This is a genomic window from Pseudomonas sp. FP1740, assembly GCF_030687165.1.
GTDB lineage: Bacteria > Pseudomonadota > Gammaproteobacteria > Pseudomonadales > Pseudomonadaceae > Aquipseudomonas.
This window is the reverse complement of record NZ_CP117461.1, coordinates 4,611,229-4,633,955: the sequence shown is the minus strand read 5'-3', so window position 1 is coordinate 4,633,955 and position 22,727 is coordinate 4,611,229. Positions and strand designations below refer to the sequence as shown.

12 protein-coding genes and 3 pseudogenes are annotated in these 22,727 nt (G+C 58.4%); 12 read left to right on the top strand and 3 right to left on the bottom strand.

Features of this window, described 5'->3' with window-relative positions:
* Positions 1-471: 471 nt before the first annotated feature.
* Both PSH69_RS20445 and PSH69_RS20440 read left to right on the top strand, forming a co-directional pair.
* Positions 472-1,074 (top strand): annotated as a pseudogene (locus PSH69_RS20445) (IS110 family transposase); the annotation flags it as partial.
* Between the two features lie 681 nt (positions 1,075-1,755).
* Positions 1,756-2,676: a transglycosylase SLT domain-containing protein gene (locus PSH69_RS20440; RefSeq protein WP_305409615.1), complete on the top strand. Its 921-nt coding sequence runs from the start codon at positions 1,756-1,758 to the stop codon at positions 2,674-2,676.
* 139 nt (positions 2,677-2,815) lie between these two features.
* Here the strand turns inward: PSH69_RS20440 and PSH69_RS20435 are convergent, their stop codons facing one another.
* Complete coding sequence (locus tag PSH69_RS20435; RefSeq protein WP_305409614.1) at positions 2,816-3,061, bottom strand: hypothetical protein; 246 nt, start codon at positions 3,059-3,061, stop codon at positions 2,816-2,818.
* A 377-nt stretch (positions 3,062-3,438) separates the two neighbouring features.
* Here PSH69_RS20435 and tnpB point away from each other — a divergent pair, with 377 nt between their 5' ends.
* Both tnpB and PSH69_RS20430 read left to right on the top strand, forming a co-directional pair.
* Positions 3,439-3,552 (top strand): IS66 family insertion sequence element accessory protein TnpB, encoded by a 114-nt coding sequence (gene tnpB / locus PSH69_RS30360; RefSeq protein ID WP_370695215.1) that lies wholly within the window; start codon positions 3,439-3,441, stop codon positions 3,550-3,552.
* A gap of 136 nt (positions 3,553-3,688) precedes the next feature.
* Positions 3,689-4,447, top strand: a pseudogene (locus tag PSH69_RS20430) (IS66 family transposase); the annotation flags it as partial.
* 69 nt (positions 4,448-4,516) lie between these two features.
* On the opposite strand, the gene PSH69_RS20425 reads toward PSH69_RS20430, so the two are convergent.
* Positions 4,517-5,704, bottom strand: coding sequence for a hypothetical protein (locus PSH69_RS20425; protein ID WP_305409613.1), 1,188 nt, complete (start codon positions 5,702-5,704; stop codon positions 4,517-4,519).
* An 826-nt stretch (positions 5,705-6,530) separates the two neighbouring features.
* Between PSH69_RS20425 and PSH69_RS30355 the strand changes: the two genes are divergently transcribed.
* The 7 genes from PSH69_RS30355 to PSH69_RS20390 all read left to right on the top strand — a co-directional run bounded on the left by PSH69_RS30355 (position 6,531) and on the right by PSH69_RS20390 (position 19,680).
* Positions 6,531-6,689, top strand: coding sequence for a hypothetical protein (locus PSH69_RS30355; protein WP_370695214.1), 159 nt, complete (start codon positions 6,531-6,533; stop codon positions 6,687-6,689).
* A gap of 788 nt (positions 6,690-7,477) precedes the next feature.
* Entirely contained in the window at positions 7,478-8,149 is a 672-nt protein-coding gene (locus tag PSH69_RS30350) for a hypothetical protein (protein ID WP_370695213.1), read from the top strand.
* A 758-nt stretch (positions 8,150-8,907) separates the two neighbouring features.
* Positions 8,908-11,709 carry a HopW family type III effector protein gene (locus PSH69_RS20410; RefSeq protein WP_305409612.1) on the top strand — a complete coding sequence of 934 codons (2,802 nt, stop codon included), beginning with the start codon at positions 8,908-8,910 and terminating at the stop codon, positions 11,707-11,709.
* A gap of 981 nt (positions 11,710-12,690) precedes the next feature.
* Positions 12,691-13,995: a hypothetical protein gene (locus PSH69_RS20405; RefSeq protein ID WP_305409611.1), complete on the top strand. Its 1,305-nt coding sequence runs from the start codon at positions 12,691-12,693 to the stop codon at positions 13,993-13,995.
* 812 nt (positions 13,996-14,807) lie between these two features.
* Positions 14,808-16,103 (top strand): hypothetical protein, encoded by a 1,296-nt coding sequence (locus tag PSH69_RS20400; RefSeq protein WP_305409610.1) that lies wholly within the window; start codon positions 14,808-14,810, stop codon positions 16,101-16,103.
* Positions 16,104-16,701: 598 nt separating this feature from the next.
* On the top strand, positions 16,702-17,718 hold the full coding sequence (locus PSH69_RS20395; RefSeq protein WP_305409609.1) for a hypothetical protein: 1,017 nt from the start codon (positions 16,702-16,704) through the stop codon (positions 17,716-17,718).
* Positions 17,719-18,348: 630 nt separating this feature from the next.
* Complete coding sequence (locus tag PSH69_RS20390; protein WP_305409608.1) at positions 18,349-19,680, top strand: hypothetical protein; 1,332 nt, start codon at positions 18,349-18,351, stop codon at positions 19,678-19,680.
* A gap of 49 nt (positions 19,681-19,729) precedes the next feature.
* Here PSH69_RS20390 and PSH69_RS20385 read toward each other — a convergent pair.
* Positions 19,730-20,550, bottom strand: a pseudogene (locus PSH69_RS20385) (IS5 family transposase).
* A 720-nt stretch (positions 20,551-21,270) separates the two neighbouring features.
* Between PSH69_RS20385 and PSH69_RS20380 the strand changes: the two are divergent.
* Entirely contained in the window at positions 21,271-22,545 is a 1,275-nt protein-coding gene (locus PSH69_RS20380) for a hypothetical protein (protein WP_305409607.1), read from the top strand.
* Positions 22,546-22,727: the final 182 nt, after the last annotated feature.

Below are 22,727 nucleotides of genomic sequence, written 5' to 3'. Positions count from 1 at the left end.
GCGACTGCAGAGGGTGTCGTGTCTGGCACAACAGCGGGTGGCGGGCGGGCTGGCAGAGGAAATACGCGTCATCGGTTATAGATTCCTTACGGTACAGTTGACGGCCGGGCACACGGAAGCCGGTAGCGTAACCGTGGATTGACTCACGGTCTGTGTGTCAAGAGTCTTGAGTGGTCTGAGCGCGGTTCGAGTTCCGGCCACAGCTACCCGATCCGAGGGGAAATTCCCCTTGTTCATGAAGCGCAGGGGCGAATGTATGGGGGCGTCATAAGCTGAATACTGGCGAGGGCTATTTCTGCGTTGTCGCGCAAGCAACCTTGAGGGACGGTGTTCGCCAGGCACCCGCGGAGGGTGTCGCCCTCTTCGTGGACTCAGCGATCAACCAGCGTGTCCTCGCATGGGATCGGCCAGCCCCTCAACGAGGATAGCCACGAACCCTCGAAGCTTTAACCATTGACCAGCCCGGTGCCCCGCCTGGCATTCGTGAAGGCACGAACAGCGCAAGCTAATCAGATCCGTGGGCTGCTAGCCGAATTTGGCCTTGTAATCCCGCAGGGCATCACCCATATCGCCAAGCGCGTGCCGGGTTTATTGAGGATGAGCGCAACGAGTTGCCGGGCTCGTTTCGTCTGCTTGTGTAGCGTCTACTGGAACAGTTGAAGGGCTTCGATCATCAGGTTCATGAGATCGAGAATCAAATTGTCGCCTGGCATCGCACGAACGAAAACAGCCGCAAGCTGGCCAAGATACCAGGCATCGGGCTGATCACGGCCAGTGCGCTGGTAGCCTCTCTTGGCGATGCCAAGAGATTCAAGAATGGCCGACAGGTGAGTGCTTGGCTTGGGCTGGTGCCGAAGCAGAACTTCACTGACGGTAAGACGGTGCTATTGGGGATGAGTAAGCGGGGGGCTCCTATTTACGGACGCTACTGATCCAGGGGACACGGTCGATGATCTACGCAGCACAGCGAAAAGAGACTCAGACAGCTGGCTTGGCCGGTTACTTAAGCGGCGTAACGCCAATGTGGCAGCGGTTGCACTGGCTAATAAAAACGCCTGAATTATATGGGCCTAATTGACCGGTAACCGCGAGTTCCGCTCCGATCACACGACCGCCGTCGCGTAATCGAAGCGGCTTGAAGACGTTAACTTAACCCTGTAGCGGACCAACTCAACTGAGGCTCAGGTGATCATGAATTGATGGCAAAACTGTTAAGACCATGACTAAGAAAATCTGACCCGCACAGCATGCCATGAGCACACGGTGGCTGCGAACTCTACCGAATCTCAGCGCCCAAGAGCCCACTGTGAGATTTCAAGGGATTTCGTACAGAGCCTAGTGATCATGAACTGGAAACCTGAAATATTGGGTAGTCTCTTCTGATTTTTACCAATTATTCCCTTGAAGGTTGGTTTTTTAAGTTTGTTTGCTTTCTAGGAACTCAAAAAAATTTGGTTTTTGTTCCTTACTTCAGGGATTGACGGAACTCTTTATCAAGTTTCATTAATTGGAGGTTGGGGCATAAAGGTAATGTGTTCCTGATAAAGTCAAGTGCCTTGTCTAAGGTTTTTATGCATGACAGAGACATGTTGGTCTTGCACAACCGGCTTATCAACGGAACCTCATCCGTCGTGCCTACCACTCACCTAGACGCAAGCGAAATATCTTTACCCTGACCTAAGCGTCGTTTCGGTGAGCCCTCCAGGCCAGCTTGCGACTGGCATCTCACCACACCGATAACAAGGGAGTACCTGTATGTCGTTATCCGTAAACGGAGGATCTGCGTTCATTCCTCAGAACCTCACGCCTCACGAACACTCTGCCACCGCTGGCCAGCACGGGCAGAACGACCTTGCCACCTTTTTCCTGTTTGCGGGTGGCAACGGTGGTGCGGTGAATTTTGCACCGCCCTCATCACGAATCGAGGGCGCGAATGAGGGCTCTCGATTCGTGATCCATAATCGCTCAGTCCAGTCACCCGCCAACGAGACCGACGCTGGTGGCATTCAAGAAGTGATCAGCTTGCTGCAGTCTCTGCTCCAAGCCTTGCTGAGATTGCTGGGCGGTAATAACTCGAACGATGGTGGCAGTGGTTCAGGCTCGCCCAGCGGAGAGTCCGGAGGCAGCAGCAGTCCGTCCGGCAGCCACAATTCGTATACGCCGCAAAACCTCGCGGCCCAGCCTAGTAACGGTGCGCCGAAAACCCAAGGCGGCGACGGCGCTGCAAGAATGGCCAACGTGGGCAACGGCCCCAAGGGCATGCCTCAGGAACTCTGGAAAGACTGCGTGAACGCAGGCAACAAATTCGGTGTTGACCCCTTTGTGTTGGCGGCGCAGTCGAAGCAGGAAAGCAACTTCGGCAAGGATCTCTCTGGCGCCAGTGGTGGGGATGGTGTCATGCAAGTGGAACCGAGTACACGGGCCGCGTACGCCGGTCAATTCCAGGAAAGGATGGGCCACGCTTACAATCATGGCAGGCAGTCAGATCAGGTGGCAATGGCTGCGCTGATCATGGGCAGCAAAGGCGGCGACACCACCGCGCAACTGCAGAAATACAATGGTGGTGATAACTGGAAGCCTGGCGCTACGGATTCATACGGGCGAGTGATCAAGGCTAACGAGTACGCGGCCAGCGTCAAGAATATCGCCCAGCAGCTGAGAAACAGCGTGGCCTGAGGTATACACTCCACGGCCCCACTGCCAGATCAGGCATTCCACGCATGCCGGTGAACGTGTAAACCGCGACGCCGGCATCAATACTCGGTCCGGCGATGCCCGCGCCAGATGTCACGCCTCCCCGATTCGAACCAGTTGTTCACGTTTCGATGAGATCAAATCGTCGACCATCGGGCAGGGTCAGGGTAACGTTTTCGATGAGTGCCGTGACGCCTGATGGATTGAAAACAAGCTTTGCCCAGCAGTCATCGCGATAGACCTTGCCATCGAAGGTGGTTCGAGCTTCGTTCTGGTTGTCCCTTCTCGCGTTAAAAATGGTTTGCCGGATTTCCCCCAGTACCAAGGAGCCATCGCAGGCCGCCACATCATAGAGCGACGCGCGCAATAGCGGACAGGATGGCTCTGCAGTTCTTCCACAGCATGCCAGTACGCTGTATTGGCCATTTCATTCATGTCGTATTGCTCGAGCGCGTCGATCAGCCCTTCGGCGGCCAAGGTGGAGGCCATGGAGTGAAGATGCTGTCTATGCGCCTCGGGGGGGGGGGCTGCATGCGAAACTATTCTGACGAGCGTCAGGCGATGAGCTGCTGAGGTTGGGATGTAAACATCAAGCTGGGATGAAGGTCAGAAACTTTCGGCACGGTCAGGGTGTACAGAGTGTCAGCTCGGTATGATGGCGCAGCTGTTTGCTTGCTTGTGCATATACGGCGCCTGGTAGATGCAATCTCGCACAGATGATCGCCTGATGCTCAACGGCGTGCGGTGTTTAACCCGGAGCTTTTCGTGTTCCCCAACAAGCCTCGAAACCGACTGAGGATTTTGTATTGGGAGCGCAGCGGCTTTTGCCTTTGGTGTATGGACTGGGGACATAGCTGACACGTGTACGGGGACATAGTGGACACTTCCTGGTGAGCTGAACTTGCTAGGAAATCATCATGCCTTGGAAGACGAGAGACACCATGAGCCTGAAAGAAGAGTTCGTTGTCCTGGCCCTGCAACCAGGTAGTAATAAAAGAGATACAGTGCCGATCTTCCGCGTATCGAAGTCATTCACGAACTGCCCGAACACGAACTGACCTGCGCCTGCCGTAACCACAGCATTGGCGAGGAAAACAGCGAGCAGCTCGAGATCGTGCCGATGCAAATCCGCGTGATCAAACATGTACGCAAGGTCTATGCCCGCTGTGGCTGCGAAACAGCGCTGGTCATTGCAGGCAAACCGGCTCAACTGATCGAAAGGAGTATGGTAAGCCCAGCGTTTTGGCGATGTTGCTGACGATCAAATGCGTTGATGGCTTGCCACTGCAAAGCATCGAAAAAGTACTCGGTCGTCACAGCGTCGATATTCCACGCTAGACGTTGGCGTGATGGGTTATCCAGTGCTGTGAATACTTGCAGCCGTCGTTGAATTTTATGTTCGAGAGGCTACTGGAAAACCGCGTCATCCACTGTGACGAAACTCGTGTGCAAGTGTTGAAAGAACCTGATCGAGAGCCTAGTAACCAGTTTTGGATGTGGGTGCAAACCGGCGTGTCACTTGATAAGCCGGTCATTCTTTTTGACTACTCGAGCAGCCGGGTGCTGGAGGTTTCGTCGCGCCTGCTCGAAGGTTATCGCGGCTACCTGATGACCGATGATTACGCGGGTTATAACCTTGGGTGCTCAATCCGGTGTCGGGCGTTTTGGCTGTTGGGCACATGGGCGACACAAGTTTGTCGAGGCGCAAAAGGTGCAACCTAAAGGCAAAACCGGTCGTGCCAATATCGCCCTGAATCCCCCGGCTGCTAAACTTATCCCCAGTTGTTGACGTAAAAATCAGCAACCCGCCCTGGATCAAATTTCAATCGGCAGGGTCGGTCAATTTTCCATCAGCGCCAAAATGCGGTCGTTCGGTAGAGTCCGACAGAAGTGGCAAGGGTATTCCAGTGCCAGGTGATGCTTGATGACGAGCGAGATGGTTGTCGCCTCTCCTGGCCTGTGACTCCGAGCTCTGCAGTACACGAACTATGTCGAGGTGATTAGCAAGGCCGTGCCGGTCGATGACTTGCTGAGCGGTAGCTCCCTGGCGAATTTCTGCTTGGTATCTATCTATCTTGGCCTCGCGCTCTGTGTTCTGCAACACTCGAACCATATCGAGGTCACAGGCAAGGCCGTATCGCTCAATGATCTGCTGCGCGGTAGCTCCTTGGCGAACTTTAGCACGGTAGCCGTTTCTCTTGGTTTGTAACTCTGAGCTGCGCAGCACTCGAACCAAGTCGGGATCGTTGGCAAGGCCATGCTGATCGATGACCTGCTGAACGGTAGCGCCCTGGCGAATTTCAGCCAGGTAACCGTCTCTCCTGACTTGTAACTCTGAGCTGTGCAGCGCTCGAACCATGTCGGTGTCGTTGGCGAGGTCATGCCGATCAATCACCTGCTGAGCAGTAGCGCCTTGGCGAACTTCAGCTCGGTAACTGTCTGTCCTGGCCTGTAGCTCTGAGCTTTGCAGCACTTGAACCATAACGGGGTCGTTGGCAAGGTCGTGTCGGTCGATCACCTGCTGAACGGTAGCGCCCTGGCGAATTTCAGCTCGGTAACCGTCTCTGATGGCATTGCGCTCTGTGCTCTGTAGCACCTGGACCATGTAGCGGTCGTTGGCAAGGTCGTGCCGGTCGATTACCTGTTGAGCGCTAGCGCCCTGGCGAATCTCAGCACGGTAACCATCTATTCTGGCTTCGCGCTCCGTGCTCTGTTGCGGTATTCGGTTCGTAACAGGATTGTCTCTCGCAACAGCCTCCAACTGGTTACTAACCAAGCGGTAAGTTGCCTCATCCATCTGTCCGTCATCAACATAAGAATCAAGTCGACTCATTTGGTCGCGGGCGCTGGTCGGACTTTCAAGGTTAAGCTCTGCTACGTGCCTTTGAGTCTCATCTTGGGCTCCTGCCGAAAAAAGGCGCTTCGGCTGCTGTGTACCCGTCGAACCAGGGCCTTGCGGTGAAAGAATCGAAAATTGGTCGTTTACAGATGTTCGATTTTCGTCACTCATTCTATTTTCACACCTCAACGCTAAAGTTAGCTGAGTGGCAGCTACAGGCCTGTAGTTCCATCCAATAGTGCTTTCCCTGCTCAGATGCGCCAACATTGTGTGAGCTGGCCCAAGCTGGGTCGCTGCGTGATCGGCTCATGCTGGCACTGGCTTATTATGGCGCGCTGCGGCGGGCCGAACGGTGGCGCTGCGCATCGAGGACCTGGACGTAGCCCAGCGGCTCGTCCGCCTGCGCGCCCCTGCTGAACACGGAGCAAGCCAACCGTCCCGAAAGCATTGCCCGCGTCGTCGGCAGGGTATCGCATGGCTTGGCCGCGCAAGGCATTCTCAAGCGGCCTTTGCGGATGCGCAATTACCTCAGTTGGCGAGAAAAGAGTACGCAGGGGGGGCAATCCCGAATAGGAGCGCTGGTGCCAACATCGGCGTAAAACGTCCACCTTGCGGCCCAAGACCAAGGAATACACTTGCAACCTGGTGTTACGCACCGGCCTGTGGCTGGCGCGGTCGCCCCCTGAGGTACGCCCCCCAGATGTCGACCTGCGCCGACTTCATTGCCGCCGTCGATCAATTGCACGTGGGGGACTAGAGCCTGGATTCTGCTCCGAGCAACGGCGCGGCATGCTATGGACAGCTGATCCGCACCAATTCCAAAGCACAGCTTTCTACACGCCATGCGGCGGTTCTTCCTCGACTTCGAACTGTGGGGCTGGGGCCATTTGCATTTCCGCCCATGCCATCTGGCTGAAGCTGGTCTGGGCCAGTCTGAACCTGACACGCGCGGATCTTCTGTGCGACATCAATTATCTGTTGGCCATGGTTCATAGCCGTGCTCTGGACTCATGCAGGACTGCGCAAGAACGAAATCGCTCGGCTGATCCTGGGCTGTGCGCAAGCGCCGACGCAGGCAGTGGTCGAGGACAATGGCACAGACTTTACCCGTGGGCGCCCTGTGCTGCTTGCAGGTACCCGCGAGCAAGACCTTTAGAGGGTATGCCAAACCCGTGGCCGCAGTGGCAAGGACAAGATCGAGGCCTGGTTACAGCGCGGCCCATTGAGCAGGCCGCGCTGGGGGATGAGCGCACCGGCGAGAAGGTCCGCTACCTTTTCCAGCACCGCGGCAAAGGCATGGGCACGGGCGTCATCAACGAAACCATCACCCGATCCTCTGTGCCAAGGCCGGCGTTCCCCCCTCTCCGACGGTCGAGGACGCCAGCCAGCGCGGTCACCGCCCTGAGGGGCATGTTGCTAGTGGAATTGATGCAGTGGTCGGGCCATCGCTCACCCACCTCCACCTTGCATTACCTGCGCATCCGCCCGACGCAATTGGCTGCCGCCTTCGTCAAAGCGGACTAGATGCCCCACATGATTTCGCTGCCGACATGACGTCATCGCCCGGCAGGGCAATGAGCTGTATCTTAACTACGACTTGGTCAATTCCTAATCCCCTCTGGAACCCTGCGCCCACCGTATGGCCCGCATCGGCTGCGACTTCAACCCGCCTTAGGTCAGTGCGCAGGGCCAAGTCCCGGAAAGCAAAGCCTCTATCCGCCGGTATTTGGAAGAGATGCCGCTGAACGCCGATGAGCGGGCCATCGTCGAGGGCGACGAGGAAAAGATCGAAGGCTTTATTCGCAAACTCAAGAGGGGCCGGTGCTTGACGGGCATGCCGTACGGTAAAAGCAGGTGTGAAATTCAGCCAAAATTGGAACCGGTCGGTATTTCATGCCACCTATCATCTCCAATGAAGTTGCATCTCTGCACTCGGAGGGATTTATGGATCCAATTAGAAGCGGTATCGCATATAATTTGCAGATCAGTTCAGTAAACCCAGCAGATGCTGCACAAACAGCTGCCCGAGTACAACCGTCTGGGCACGCGAGTTCGTTGACATTGGCAATATTAATCCGTCACGCATTTAATGTCCTGCACGCTAAGGAAATGCACTGGCTGCATGCCCCCTCGCCGAGCGTTACTTCGTCTTTGCCAATGATCGGCAGTTGCACGCGCCGGCTACGACAATGGTTTCCAGATGAACACCTTGGCCGCACGCTCCGATCAGCGAATGGCATTCTTACGACAGATCGCTCAGCGCGACTAACGCATCTATCCATTCCTGGATGGCGACGATACGTAGGCTGGTCTTCGGATCATTTCGACGGTTGCTTTTCCATTTCACATAAATCGTATGATGTTCACTGTCTGTTGTCGCTGACCAAAAGCTGCTGCTGCGAGCGCCTTGTCTTTCGCGGCGCAGTTCGCGCTCAAGTTCCTGGATGCGTTTCTTTCTTTGCGGGACTGTTCCCGATCTTCTTTTTGTCGGGTCTTTTCCGATTTCTGGAAGGCTTGGCACCAGGCAGTGGTTTGCTCGGGGTAAAGGCCTTTGCGGCGGCAATACTCACCCAAGTCGATCTCGGAAAAATCGGCGGCTTCAAGGACGACAGCTAACTTAGTTTCGGCTGCAGCATCTTGAGTAATGCGGCTCTGCGTTCAGGTGAATAGTACGGCACGACCAGCCTCTCTCTGAAACAAAGCAAAGCAGGGAGGCGATCAAGAATAAGTTATTGAATTAACCGCTCTGGACACTAGGTCAAGTTTTCAATCGGCAGGGTGGGGCAGTTTTCAATCAGCACCACCATTGATAGGAAAACAGTACTGAGCATCGAAGGAACCGGTAGTGCAGATTTGACCACCAATGCAGAATGCCAAAAGCATTGTCGAGGTAATATGATTGTCGTGGCTCTATAATTTATGACGAATATATTCCGGTTCGTATGCTGGCCTTCAGCTATGCTCGGAGAAATATCCTTCCGATATCCGTAAAATTTAACTCAGTCCTAGGAGTCGAGCATGAAAATACGTAGAGGGCTATACGGCTGAGCTAGCAAGGTATCTAGTTTCTACTGCCGAAGACAAGCTCGAGAGCTCGACCAGTCATATAGAAAATTCATGATTACAATGCGATAAAAGAAAAATCCTATTAAATTCAATCATAAATATGGTTTTCAAGGTTCTGGAAAGCTGGGGACGGTTTACGGTAAGGTGGCTCCTTTGCCAGCTTTGTAAAAAGCTACAACTGCTTCAGGATATAAAGAGGATCTTTGATCTTATGGCTATTTTTGGAGTCCATTATTGATTAGGGGTTTTATTAATGAAACAAGATCTGGTTTTTCTCATGACAAGAAAAGCTGCTATTTGGAGTGTTAATGAATCCGCTAAATACTACGCCACGATCTTCTGTAGATGCGGTATGTTCTGGGTCTAATCCATCCTCCGCGAACCGGCCGAGCACGCCCCGCCAGACTCGCACCCGGGCATTCATCCAGAACGGCGATCTTGCCACGGCGTTCTCCCGTACCAGCGCCGCACTAAGCAAAGACGCTGGCCAAGTACTTGAGAACCTTCAGCGCGAGATGGCCAGCAGTGATCCGAAATTTCCTGCTGTGGCAGAGCTAAGCAAGCAACTCGCTGACATCGCCATGACTGAAATGGGGGGGCGGGCACTGATTGGAAATGGTCGGCAGCGAGCCCTGCAAATCTTGCTTCAGCAATGCGAAAACCAACTGGGGGAAACACCTCTTACCCACGCGGTCCATAGCCATTTGTCCCAAGCTAATGAGGCATTGAAAACGGCGCTCTTTCACCAATCCATCAGCCAATTTCTCGACGACTCTAATGGGCACGTGCGGGGGATTCCGGATCTATTGGCGTTGACCCAATTGGACCCCACTGTACTGGCGGAGCCGTACAGTAGTGCGGCGCCCTCTATGTTTGGCAGCTTCATACGTCTGGCAAAGTATAGAAGTGTCGAACTCAGTGACAATCTACGCGATGCCCCCCAAAAAATGGCGCTGCTGTTGCGGCCCCATGCCGATGCGCTTAAAAGCCTTGAAAGGGTGCCGGCGGCCCTTGCTGCACTTGCAGAATATTGCCCTGATGCCAATATTAAGGGTGATCTTCACAGTCTGCATGAAATCTCCGTTAAAGTGCAGGAGCAGCTGTTAGCCAGCGGTATTAGCGAGCCCCATGTAGTGGCATCGAGTGAGGTCGATAGCGCCCCATCTCATGTTGATGAGCCGGCTGAACAAAAAACTTCACTGCGTCGAACCATACTGAACGTGAGCAACAACTTACTGCACAAGTTCGATGCGTACGGTGCCTTGGCTCCTATGGATGACAAAGCCCTATTGAGATTGATGCGCCGTCCGGTGCCATCTCTCATGCCTGAGCAAATGCATGCCTTTCTAAATAAGCACGTCATTCATCTTAGCGCTGAACAACTTGATATCATAAGCCACACTCAGCTTCCTACGTCCGACGACAACGACTTTGAAGTGCGGCATTCTTCCAGTTTCGATGAAAAAATGCGGTTGGCACTGGCAAGCGGTTCATTGGTGCTCAGTGAAGAGCAACTGAGCGACCTGCGAAGTTTGCCCAGGTTGGACTCGACAGCGACGGGCGCATTGAGGCCGCTGCTGGAGAGGGCTGAACCTGCGCTGACGGATGCAGAACGGCAAATGCTCAGGATGATTGTTGATGCCAACGCCTCTGGACAGATCGACGCCTGGCAGGAGCACAACGCCCAGTTGCCGGACATTCTGGGTAAATCGGGCCTACCGGAAAATGTGCGCAGAGAGCTGTTGAACATTAGCCAAAAAATGGATGCGGAGTTGCACACGCTGAAAAACGGGGGGGTACTGCTGGGCCGTATGACTGCCAGTCCGATGATGCTGCTGGCGTTGGCGCCGTTGCCTTTAGCAGTATCGTTTGTCAGCGGCGATAAAGCCTATAGTTCTTCCTTGGTCGCGCATTTTTCAAAGAATGCCGTTTTCATGGCCGGTTTGATGATGAATGAGCTGACTAGTAGACGAGCCAATATAGAGCACTTGCTCAATCGCTACTTCGTTACCGTGTTGACCAATGCTATCGTGGCACAGCCTACCTTCGCAAAAAATGCACATTTGTTGGAAAACGTAGGCTTCGGTATGGCGACAGCCATAGTGTCTGGAGGGGTAACCCTAGGCGTCTTCAATCGTGAGGCGATATGGGAAGCTGTCGCAACGGCCAAAAGCAAGCTGTTCAAAGCCGATACAGGCAAGCCAGGAATTGCGGAGGACGATCGTCAGAAGGTCGTCGCGCACTTTGACCAAGGCGAACATATTGCCCAGCAGGTAAAACTGGCAGTCGACACGTTCAAAATGGACGGGGCGATCACCGACATATTAAATTCCAGTTTAAGCTTCCTAGGCACAAAGAGCAGCGAACTCAAGAAAGCTTTCATGGTTGCCGAAGCTGGTCGCGTTGGGCTGAAATTACCTCATTCTAAGCGCAAGGACGATCCAGATTTTTATCCCAAAATGGGCTTGGTGGCGCTCACCGCAGGAATCGCCGCAGCCCTGGTCATGCTGATGGAAAGTTTGGTAGGCAAAGCGGATTATGCCGTAGATGGAGTTTGGTGCACGTCGGAAATGCTCAAGCTGGCAGTGAATCCTGATGTGGATATGCAAAGGACGGTACAGACCTTCAAGGAAATTGTTGGGCTGAACTTGGTCATGACTGCCTTTCTGGGAGTCAATAGGGCATGCAAATTCCTTGATAAAGATGCCGCTGGCTATGCCGCAGGAACAATGAGCTTGACCGCGGCCAACCTAATCCTACCGGGTATGATCGGCGAAGCCGCCGGCACGGTCGCCGGTAAGGGCCTGAGTTTCTTGGCAGACAAAGGTAAGGCCGCGCATGAGGCGGGTAAAGCGGCGGTCTCCAAGGTAGACTACTATGTGAGATCTGCCCGATTAGCCGAGTACGCGAATACTGTTCAAATTTTTCGAAACCACCCAATAGCACCCATTACGCGAGGCGCAGGGGTGGTGGTCAATGCCTACCTGCAATGGCAGACCGTAAACCGCATGCAACCTCCAGAAAACAACGCTGGGCCACAGGTACTAGGTGTCCAGAACGATGCAAACGAGATGGAGGCTCCACGAACGAGCAACTCGAATAGAGGTTAATCTGGCGCGGGTTGTTTGCATCCTCTCACCCGCAGAGCAAACAAAATGGAGATCTCTCTCAACTTTGTACCTTCCCAAGAGGAGATCGCGTGGCATCATCGAACCTCTGCGTTGAAATACAGCACCCACGTGGCACGGTCAAAGTGAACTGGCCGACCGAAAGCGCAGCTGCCTGCGCCACCTTTCTTCGAGATCTATTGCGATGATCCGCATCGACGCCATCTTGCTCGCCACCGAGCCTATGGATATGCGCGCCGGCACTGAAATTGCGCAATCGCATTAAAGTGTTGGTGCACCACGGGGTTGGATCTCTGGCTGGCGGCGCGCGGGCAGTCAGCGCCCCAAGGTATGTTGGCCCGATGCATACAATCATTCGCGGTTGGGCCATACGTCGGCATCCCAATAAAACGCGGGGTGGGTAAGACAAAAATACTTCCACACACAGAGGAAGCCCAAACTGGGTATTTGCAGCGCAAACCAAAATTACGAGACAGCACACTAGGTGCCTTTGCCAGACGGATGCGGTGATCACGGATATAGGGCTGCCCAATAACCTGCTGACTTCTGTAGTCGTTCATGTTGATGAAAGTTCAAGCATATGGGAACCAGGTAGGCTAGAAGCAACACTAAACCAAGTAACTATTTTGAAATTTTAACATCAACCTGGCTATCATCGTTTGTGGGGGGTGAAGCCATTTGAATCATTGCAAGGGGATATAAATGGGTAGCTGTATTTCACGAGACATCATGAGGCCTGAGTTCATGGCGTCTCTCCCCACAGTGTCACAACCGACACCTGCCTCTGCGCCCACATCACCCATGCCCCCTTTGGCTCCCCTCAATCTGGAACGTACGGATGCTAACGGTGCGCTGATTCGGGCGGGCAAGTACTCACAAAAAACTTCGTTGTCCCAGACGGCCCTTGAGGCGGCCCTTGACCGATCGGGCACATCGCCCAAGACCGGACTCCGGGACCTTCCCGTGGAGTTGGTACAGGCTATTATCCGTGGGGTAGCAGCCAGTGACTCGGCGGGTGATGCGGCCGGAGGGCTGCGTGCCCTCATGTTGAGCAACAAGTTTTTAAAGGCGTCGGTATTGGGTGAGCAGTCGGTCAAGGAGCATTACGAATTTCTGCAACCGTTGATAGGCGCCTTCAACGCGCTCAAACCCCGCCTGGCGATTCACCAGATGAATAGCCACATGCTAGCGTTGATGGGGCCTAAACAGCGCCAGGGGCTGATCACAGCCGCCCTCGGCTTGGCCGAGCCTATGAAGGCCATAGTGATCGTCGGGCTGGGCGCCGGGCTGGCAGCTCTCGAATGGCCGCAGCGGCAGGCGCTGGTCAAGGCTGCCCTCGGCTTGGTCGATGAGAGGGACAAGGCCAAGGCGATCGCCGGGTTGGGCGCCGGGCTGGGGGCTCTCGAACGATCACAGCAGCAGGCGCTGGTCACGGCCGCCCTCGGCTTGGCCAAAGACTGGGACAAGGCCCGAGGGATCGCCGGGTTGGGCGCCGGGCTGGGGGCTCTCGATCGGTCGCAGCAGGAGGCGCTGGTCACAGCCGCCCTCGGGTTGGCCGACGACGAGTACAAGTCCCGGGCGATCGCTGGGCTGGGCTTGGGGTTGACGGCTCTCGAACGGCCGCAGCGGGAGGCGCTGGTCACGGCCGCCCTCAGCCTGGCCGACGGATTTCAAATGGCCCAGGCGATCGCCGGGCTGGGCGCCGGGCTGGGGGCTCTCGAAGTGTCGCAGCAGGAGGCGCTGGTCACAGCCGCCCTCGGCCTAGTCGACGGGTGGGACAAGGCTCAGGCGATCGCCGGGCTGGGCGCCGGGCTGGGGGCTCTCGAACGGCCGCAGCAGCAGGCGCTGGTCACAGCCGCCCTCGACTTGGCCTACGAGGGGGATAAGGCCCTGGCGATCGCCGGGTTGGGCGCCGGGCTGGCGGCTCTCGAACGGCCGCAGCGGGAGATGCTGGTCACGGCCGCCCTTGGCTTGGCCGAAGGGTTTCAAAAGGCCCTGGCGATCGCCGGGTTGGGCGCCGGGCTGGCGTTTCTCGAACGGCCGCAGCAGCAGGCGCTGGTCACGGCCGCCCTCGGTCTGGCTGGCGGGGAGTACAAGGCCCTGGCGATCGCCGGGTTGGGCGCCGGGCTGGCGTTTCTCGAACGACCACAGCAGCAGGCGCTGGTCACGGCCGCTCTAGGCCTACCCGGCGCCTGGAACAAGGCCCAGGCAATCGCCGGGCTGGTCAATGGTTATCAAGCTTCGAGGGTTCGTGGCTATCTTCGCTGAGGGGCTGGCCGATACCCTGCGTAAACTGGTGCCCAACCCACAACCCCAGTCAGGACACGCCGGTTAATCGCAGGGGCCGCGAAGAGGGTGATACCCTCCGCGGGTATCTGGCGAACACCGGCCCTCAAGGCTATTTGCACGACAATGTGGAAATAGCCCTCGCCAGTATTAGTTCATGACGAACCAATACATTCGCCTCTGCGCTTTATGAGCCAAGGTGATTTCCCCTCGGGTCGGGTCGGGTAGCTGTAGCGGCTTGCAATCCACGCGTTGCGCATTGAGCATCGCTGGCATGGGCTGGCAGCCCTCGCAAACTCATATGGTTGACACCCAGACCATAGTCTCCAGCTTTCACTATTTAACGACTCGGGACAATCATGAATGGCTGGACCAGCGGCGGGCCGGGCTTTCGATTCCGGACAAATCAATTATTGTATTTTTTTCGTGTCCGGAACTCGAACCGCGCTCAGACCACTCAAAACTCTCGACACAAGGCCGTGAACTAGCCCACGGTTATGCTGCCGGCCGTCAACTGTACTGTAAGGATTCTATATTCGATGACGCGTATTTCCTCTGCCAGCCCGTCGCCGCTCGCTGTTGTGCCAGAGGCAACACCCTCTGCAGTCGCCTACATTTCGACTTCAGCGACACCGACACCAGCGATACCCGAGAAGCGTACGGATCGTACGGATGCGACAGGGATACCGATCAAACCGGGCAAGTCCTCACAAAAAACTTCGTTGTTCCTAGCGACCCTTGATCGATCGGGTGCATCGTCCAAGACCGGATTTCGGGACCTTCCTGTGGAATTGGTGCAGCATATTATCCGTGGGGTCGCCAGTGGCTCAGCGGGTGATACGGCCGCGGGGCTGCACGCCCTCATGTTGAGCAACAGGTTTTTAAAGGCGTCGGTATTGGCTGATAAGTCGGTCAAGGAGCATTACGACTTTCTGCAACCGTTGATAGGTGCCTTCAAAGCGCTCAAACCCCAGCTGGCGATTCACCAGATAAATAGCCAGATGCTGGCGTTGATGGGGCCTAAACAGCGCCAGGAGCAGGTCACGGCCGTCCTCGGGTTGGTTGACTCCAGGAGCAAGGCCGAGGCGATCGTCGGGTTGGGGCCCGGGCTGGCGGCTCTCGAACGGGCGCAGCAGGAGGCGCTGGTTAAGGCCGCCCTCGGCTTGGTTGACGAGTGGGACAAGACCCAGGCGATCGCCGGGCTGGGCGCCGGGCTGGCGGCTCTCGAACGACCGCAGCAGGAGGCGCTGGTCACGGCCGCCCTTGGGTTGGCCGACGACGAGCACAAGTCCCGGGCGATCGCCGGGCTGGGTGCCGGGCTGGCGGCTCTCGAACCGCGGCAGCAGCAGAAGCTGATCACGGCCGCCCTCGGCCTGGCCAATGACTGGCACAAGGCCCTGGCGATCAGCGGGTTGGGTGCCGGACTGGTGGCTCTCGACGGGACGCAACAGCAGGCGCTGGTCAAGGCCGCCCTCGGCTTGGTCGGCGAGGAGCACAAGGCCCAGGCGCTCGCCGGGTTGGGCGCCGGGCTGGGGGCTCTCGAACGGTCGCAACAGCAGGCGTTGGTCACTACCGCGCTCGAGCTGGCCGACGACTGGTACATGGCCCTGGCGATCAGCGGGCTGGGTGCCGGGTTGGCGTTTCTTGAACGGTCGCAGCAGGAGGCGCTGATCACGGCCGCCCTCGAACTGGGCGACGACGATGACAAGGTCGAGGCAGTCGCCGGGTTGGGTGCCGGGCTCGCGGCTCTCGATCGGCCGCAGCGGCAGGCGCTGGTCACGGCCGCCCTCGGCTTGGCCGAAGGGTTTCAAAAGTCCCAGGCGATCGCCAGGCTGGGTGCCGGGCTGGCGGCTCTCGAACGGCCGCAGCAGCGGGCGCTGGTCACAGCCGCCCTCGGCCTGGCCGAAGGGTTTCAAAAGGCCCGGGCGATCGCCGGGCTGGGTGCCGGGCTGGCGGCTCTCGAACCGCGGCAGCAGAAGGCGCTGATCACGGCCGCCCTCGGCTTGGCCGACGAAAGGCACAAGGCCCAGGTGATTGCCTGTTTAGTCGATGGTTATCAAGCTTCGAGGGTTCGTGACTATCTTCGTTGAGGGGCTGGGCGATCCCATGACACGCTGATTAATCACTGGGTCCGCGAAGAGGACAACACCCTCCGCGGGTGTCTGGCAAACACCACCCTTCAGGGGTATTCAGTTCATGACGCCCCCATACATTCGCCCCTGCGCTTCATGAGCCAGGGTGATTTCCCCTCGGGTCGGGTAGCTGTAGCCGGAACTCGAACCGCGCTCAGACCACTCAAGACACTCGACACACAGGGCCGTGAGTCAATCCACGGTTTGTACCGTAAGGAATCTATAACCAATGACGCGTATTTCCTCTGCCAGCCCGCCGCTACCCGCTGTTGTGCCAGACGTAACACCCTCCGCAGTCGCCTCCATTTCGACTTCAGCGACAGCGACACCAGGACCACCCGAGAAGCGTACGGATGCGACAGGGACACCGATCAAACCGGGCAAGTCCTCACAAAAAACTTCGTTGTCCTCGGCGGTCCTTGAGGCGGTCCTTGATCGATCGGACACATCGCCCAAGACCGGACTCCGGAACCTTCCCGCGGAGTTGCTACAGGAGATTATCCGTCGGGTCGCCAGTGGCTCAGCGGGTGATACGGCCGCGGGGTTGCACGCCCTCATGTTGAGCAACAGGTTTTTAAACGCGTCGGTATTGAATGGGAAGTCGGTCAAGGAGCATTACGAATTTCTGCAACCGTTGATAGGCGCCTTCAACGCGCTCAAACCCCAGCTGGCGACTCACGAGATAAATAGCCACATGCTGGCGTTGATGGGGCCTAATCAGCGCCAGGAACAGGTCGCGGCCGTCCTCGGCTTGGCCGACGACTGGCAAAAGTCCGAGGCGATCGAAGGGTTGGCTGCAGGGCTGGCGCACCTGAGCGAGTCGCAGCGCGAGGACCTGGTCACCGCCGCCCTCGGCTTGGCCTACGACTCGGAAAAGGCCCAGGCGCTCGCCGGGTTGGGCCCCGGGCTGGCGCACCTGAGCGAGTCGCAGCGCGAGGACCTGGTCACCGCCGCCCTCAACCTGGACAACGACTGGTACAGGGCCCAGGCGCTCGCCGGGTTGGGCACCGTGCTGGCGCACCTGAGCGAGTCGCAGCGCGAGGATCTGGTCACCGCCGCCCTCGGCCTGACCGACGAGGGGCACAAGGCCGAGGCACTCGCCGGGTTGGGCGCCGGGCTGGCGGCTCTCGACGGGACGCAACAGCAGGCGCTGGTCACGGCCGCCCTCCGCTTGGCCGAGGATGAGTACAAGGCCGAGGCGATCGCCGGGCTGGGCGCCGGGCTGGCGGCTCTCGAACGCTCGCAACAGCAGGCGCTGGTCACGGCCGCCCTCAACCTGGACAACGACTGGTACAGGGCCCAGGCGATCGCCGGTCTGGGCCCTGGGCTGGCGGCTCTCGAAGGGGCGCAGCAGCAGGCTCTGGTCACGGCCGCCCTCGACCTGGACAACGGGAGGGGCAAGGCCCAGGCGATCGCCGGGTTGGGCGCCGGGCTGGCGGCTCTCAAAGGATCGCAGCAGCAGGCGCTGGTCAAGGCCGCCCTCGGCCTGGTCGACAACGAGGACAAGGCCGAAGCGCTCGCCGGGCTGGCCAATGGTTATCAAGCTTCGAGGGTTCGTGACTATCTTCGTTGAGGGGCTGGGCGATCCCATGACACGCTGATTAATCACTGGGTCCGCGAAGAGGACAACACCCTCCGCGGGTGTCTGGCAAACACCACCCTTCAGGGGTATTCAGTTCATGACGCCCCCATACATTCGCCCCTGCGCTTCATGAGCCAGGGTGATTTCCCCTCGGGTCGGGTAGCTGTAGCCGGAACTCGAACCGCGCTCAGACCACTCAAGACACTCGACACACAGGGCCGTGAGTCAATCCACGGTTACGCCGCCGGCTTCCGTGTGCCGGCCGTCAACTGTACCGTAAGGAATCTATAACCAATGACGCGTATTTCCTCTGCCAGCCCGCCGCTACCCGCTGTTGTGCCAGACGTAACACCCTCCGCAGTCGCCTCCATTTCGACTTCAGCGACAGCGACACCAGGACCACCCGAGAAGCGTACGGATGCGACAGGGACACCGATCAAACCGGGCAAGTCCTCACAAAAAACTTCGTTGTCCTCGGCGGTCCTTGAGGCGGCCCTTGATCGATCGGACACATCGCCCAAGACCGGACTCCGGAACCTTCCCGCGGAGTTGGTACAGGAGATTATCCGTCGGGTCGCCAGTGGCTCAGCGGGTGATACGGCCGCGGGGTTGCACGCCCTCATGTTGAGCAACAGGTTTTTAAACGCGTCGGTATTGAATGGGAAGTCGGTCAAGGAGCATTACGAATTTCTGCAACCGTTGATAGGCGCCTTCAAAGCGCTCAAACCTCAGCTGACGATTCATGAGATGAATCGCCACATGCTGGCGTTGATGGGGCCTATACAGCTCTGGGGGCAGGTCGCGGCTGCCCTCAGTTTGGCCGACGACTGGGAAAAGTCCATGGCGATCGCCGGGTTGGGCGCCAGGCTGGCGCACCTGAGCGAGTCGCAGCGCGAGGATCTACTCACGGCCGCCCTCGGCCTGGCCGATGACTGGGACAGGGCCCAGGCAATTGCCGGGTTTGGCGCCGGGCTGGCGGCTCTCGAACCGCGGCAGCAGCAGGCGCTGGTCACCGCCGCCCTCAACCTGACCAGCGGCTGGAGTAAGGCCCGGGCAATCGCCGGGTTGGGCGCCGGGCTGGCGGCTCTCGAACGACCGCAGCAGCAGGCGCTGGTCACGGCCGCCCTTGGCCTGGCCGATGGGGAGGACAAGGCTTATGCGATCGCCAGTCTGGGGGGCGGGCTGGCGGCTCTCGAACGGCTGCAGCAGGAAGCGTTGATCGCGGCCGCCCTCAACCTGACCGAGGAGTCGCACAAGGCCCAGGCGATCGAAGGACTGGGTGCCGGGCTGACGGCTCTCGAACGGGCACAGCTACAGGAACTGGTCAAGGCCGCCCTCGGCCTGCCCGATGACTGGGACAAGGCCCGGGCGATCGCCGGGTTGGGCGCCGGGCTGGTGGCTCTCGAACGGCTACAGCAGGAGGCGCTGGTCACCGCTGCTCTCGACCTGGCCGGAGGCTTGCAAAAGGCCCAGGCCATCGGCGGGTTGGGCGCCGGGCTGAGGGCTCTCGAACGGCCGCAGCAGCAGGCGCTGGTCAAAGCTGCCCTCGGCCTGGCCGTCGGGTGGCATAAGTCCATGGCGATCGCCGGGTTGGGGGCCGGGCTGGTGGCTCTCGACGGGACGCAGCAGCAGGCGCTGGTTACGGCAGCCCTCGGCTTGGCCGACGGCAGGAACAAGGCCCGGGCGATCGCCGGGTTGGGTGCCGGGCTGGCGGCTCTCGAACGGCTGCAGCAGCAGGAGCTGGTCACGGCCGCCCTCCGCCTGGCCGAAGGGTTTCAAAAGGCCGAGGCGATCGCCGGGCTGGGTGCCGGGCTGGCGGCTCTCGAAGTGCCGCAGCAGCAGGCGCTAGTTACGGCCGCCCTCGGCCTGCCCGGTGCCTTGAACAAGGCCGAGGCGATCGCCGGGCTGGTCAATGGTTATCAAGCTTCGAGGGGGCGTGACCATCTTCGTTGAGGCAATGGCCTCACAGGCTAAGTAGGTAGATTACTTCGAGAACAGCACACTAGGCTCTGTCCGAAAAGTAATGTCGTAAACACCGCATGGCCCAAGCCAGTGAGACCATCGCCGCATAACTTATCGCGAGCTTGTCGAAGCGCGTAACGATGCGGCGGTTCTCCTTCAACCAGCCAAACATACGCTCGATGATGTTGCGCTGCCGGTACTTGGGGCGATCAAGCAGTCTCGGTAAACCCGGCTGGGTTTGGGCTTCATGGGATTACCGGTTGCATCTGGTAACGGTCGCAGTAACGACTGAGGGCTTTGGCATCATAGCCCTTATCGGCAGCGTTTGCGGGGGCGACCATACACGCTTGGGATATAAGCACCGTTCAACAACCGTTGGGCATAGGCGATGTCGCCGGCTTGCCCGACAGTGGAAAACTCAGCGGTACGCCATTGGCATCGCACACCCTATGAATCTTCGTCGTCAAACCGCCCCGGCTACGTCCGAGCGCATGATCTTGCGGTTCTTCAGGCCCCTTTTTTTCCAGTACCAGAAGACCCGGGTTGCACGTACCGCTGTGGAGTCAATCATTCAGGTTTCCAGGTCGATCATCCCTTGCTCGTTCAACCTGATGTGAAGCCGCTTGTGCATCAGATTGAATACCCGCGATTACGTCAATCTCGAAACTGCTGATAGACGGTTGACCAGGGCTCAAAGTGCTAGGGCATATCGCGCCAAGCGGCTCCCGAGCAGAGTACCCAGAAAACGCCGTTGAGCGTCAGGCGATCATCTGTGCGAGGCCGGCTGTTTCGACGACGTTCCACAAAGAGATCCGCGACCAAATCCCAGGCCGCATCGGAGAGTTCATACCGCTTTGCCATCAATGGATTCCTTTCCTTCGATGGTTGCGATCTCTACCGAATCTCAGCGCCCAAGAGTCCACTATGAGATTTCAAGGGGTTTCGTGTAGAGCCTAGGTGCCTTTGCCAGACGGATACGGTGATCACGGATTTATAGGACTGTCCAATAACCTGCTGACTTCTGTAGCCGTTCATGTTGATGAAAGTTCAAGCGGATGGGAACTAGGCCGGCTGGAAGTAACACTAAGTAACTACTTTGAAATTTTAACATCAACCTGGCTATCACCGTTTATGGTAGTTGAAGCCATTTCATTTCATTGCAAGGGGATATAAATGGGTGGCTGTATTTCGCGAGGCATCATGAGGGCTGAGTTCATGGCGTCTCTCTCCACATTGTCACAACCGGCACCTGCCCCTGTGCCCACACGACCCACACACCCTTTGACTCCCCGCAATTCGGAGCGTACGGATGCGAACGGGGCGCTGATTCGGGCGGGCAAGTCCTCACAAAAAACTTCGTTGTCCCAGATGGCCCTTAAGGCGGCCCTTGATCGATCGGACACCTCGCCCCAGACCGGACTCAAGGACCTTCCCGTGGAGTTGGTACAGGATATTATCCTTGGGGTCGCCAGTGGCTCAGCGGGTGATACGGCCGTGGGGCTGCGTGCCATCATGTTGAGCAACAGGTTTTTAAAGGCGTCGGTATTGGGTAGGAGGTCGGTCAAGGAGCATTACGATTTTATGAAACCGTTGATAGGCGCCTTCAAAGCGATCAAACCCCAGCTGGCGATTCACCAGATAAATAGCCAGATGTTGGCGTTGATGGGGCCTAAACAGCGCAAGGCGCTGGTCACGGCCGCCCTCGGTCTGGCCGACGACTGGCACAAGGCCACGGCGATCGCCGGGTTGGGCGCCGGGCTGGCGGCTCTCGAACGGCCGCAACAACAAGCGCTGGTCACGGCCGCCCTCTGCCTGGCCGGCGACTGGGACAGGGCTCGGGTGATCGCCGGGTTGAGCACCGGGCTGGCGGCTCTCGAACGGCCGCAGCAGGAGGAACTGGTCAAGGCCGCCCTCGGCCAGGTCGACGGCGGGCACAAGGCTTGGGGGATCGCCGTATTGGGTGCTGGGCTGGTGGCTCTCGAAGGGTCGCAGCAGCAGGCGCTGGTCAGGGCCGCCCTCCGCCTGCCCGACGACAGACACAAGGCCGAGGCAATCGCCGGGTTGGGTGTCGGGCTGGCGGCTCTCGAACAGTCGCAGCAGGAGGCGCTGGTCACGGCCGCCCTCGGCCTGGCCGGCGAGAAGCACAAGGCCCAGGCGATTGCCGGGTTGGGCCCCGGGCTGGCGGCTCTCGAACAGTCGCAGCAGGAGGCGCTGGTCACGGCCGCCCTCGGCCTGGCCGACGAGAAGCACAAGGCCGAGGCGATCGCCGGGTTGGGCGTCGGGCTGGTGGCTCTCGAAGGGTCGCAGCAGGAGGCGCTGGTCACGGCCGCCCTCGACCTCGCCGAGTCTTGGGACAAGGCCAAGGCGCTCGCCGGGTTGGGTGCCGGGCTGGCGGCTCTCGAACCGCCGCAGCGGCAGGCGCTGGTCACGGCCGCCCTCGGCTTGACCGACGTGTGGCCCAAGGCCCAGGTGATCGCCGCGCTGGGCGCCGGGATGGCGGCTCTCGAGCGGCGGCAGCAGGAGGAGCTGGTCACGGCCGCCCTCCGCCTGCCCGAAGGGTTTCAAAAGGCCCTGGTGATCGCCGCGCTGGGCGCCGGGCTGGCGGCTCTCGAAGGGTCGCAGCAGGAGGTGCTGGTCACGGCCGCTCTCCGCCTGCCCGACGAGAGGCACAAGGCCGAGGCGATCGCCGGGTTGGGCGCCGGGTTGGGCGCCGGGCTGGCGCACCTGAGCGAGTCGCTGCAGCAGGTGCTGGTCAAGGCTGCCCTCGGCTTGGCCGACGAGAGGCACAAGGCCAAGGTGATCGCCGGACTGGCCAATGGTTATCAAGCTTCGAGGGTTCGTGACTATCTTCGTTGAAAGACTGGCCGATACCCTGCGCAAGCTGGGGGCTCTAAGCCGGCCCCCCAGAAAACTCCGTCATCCCAGATTTAACCCGGCCACGAGTGCCCCAGGTTGATCGTCGTTGTGAAACGTGTAATGCCCGTTTAGTAGGATATGCCGCCAGGCAGCTAGTGTTCTGCTCTCGAATTAACATTTCT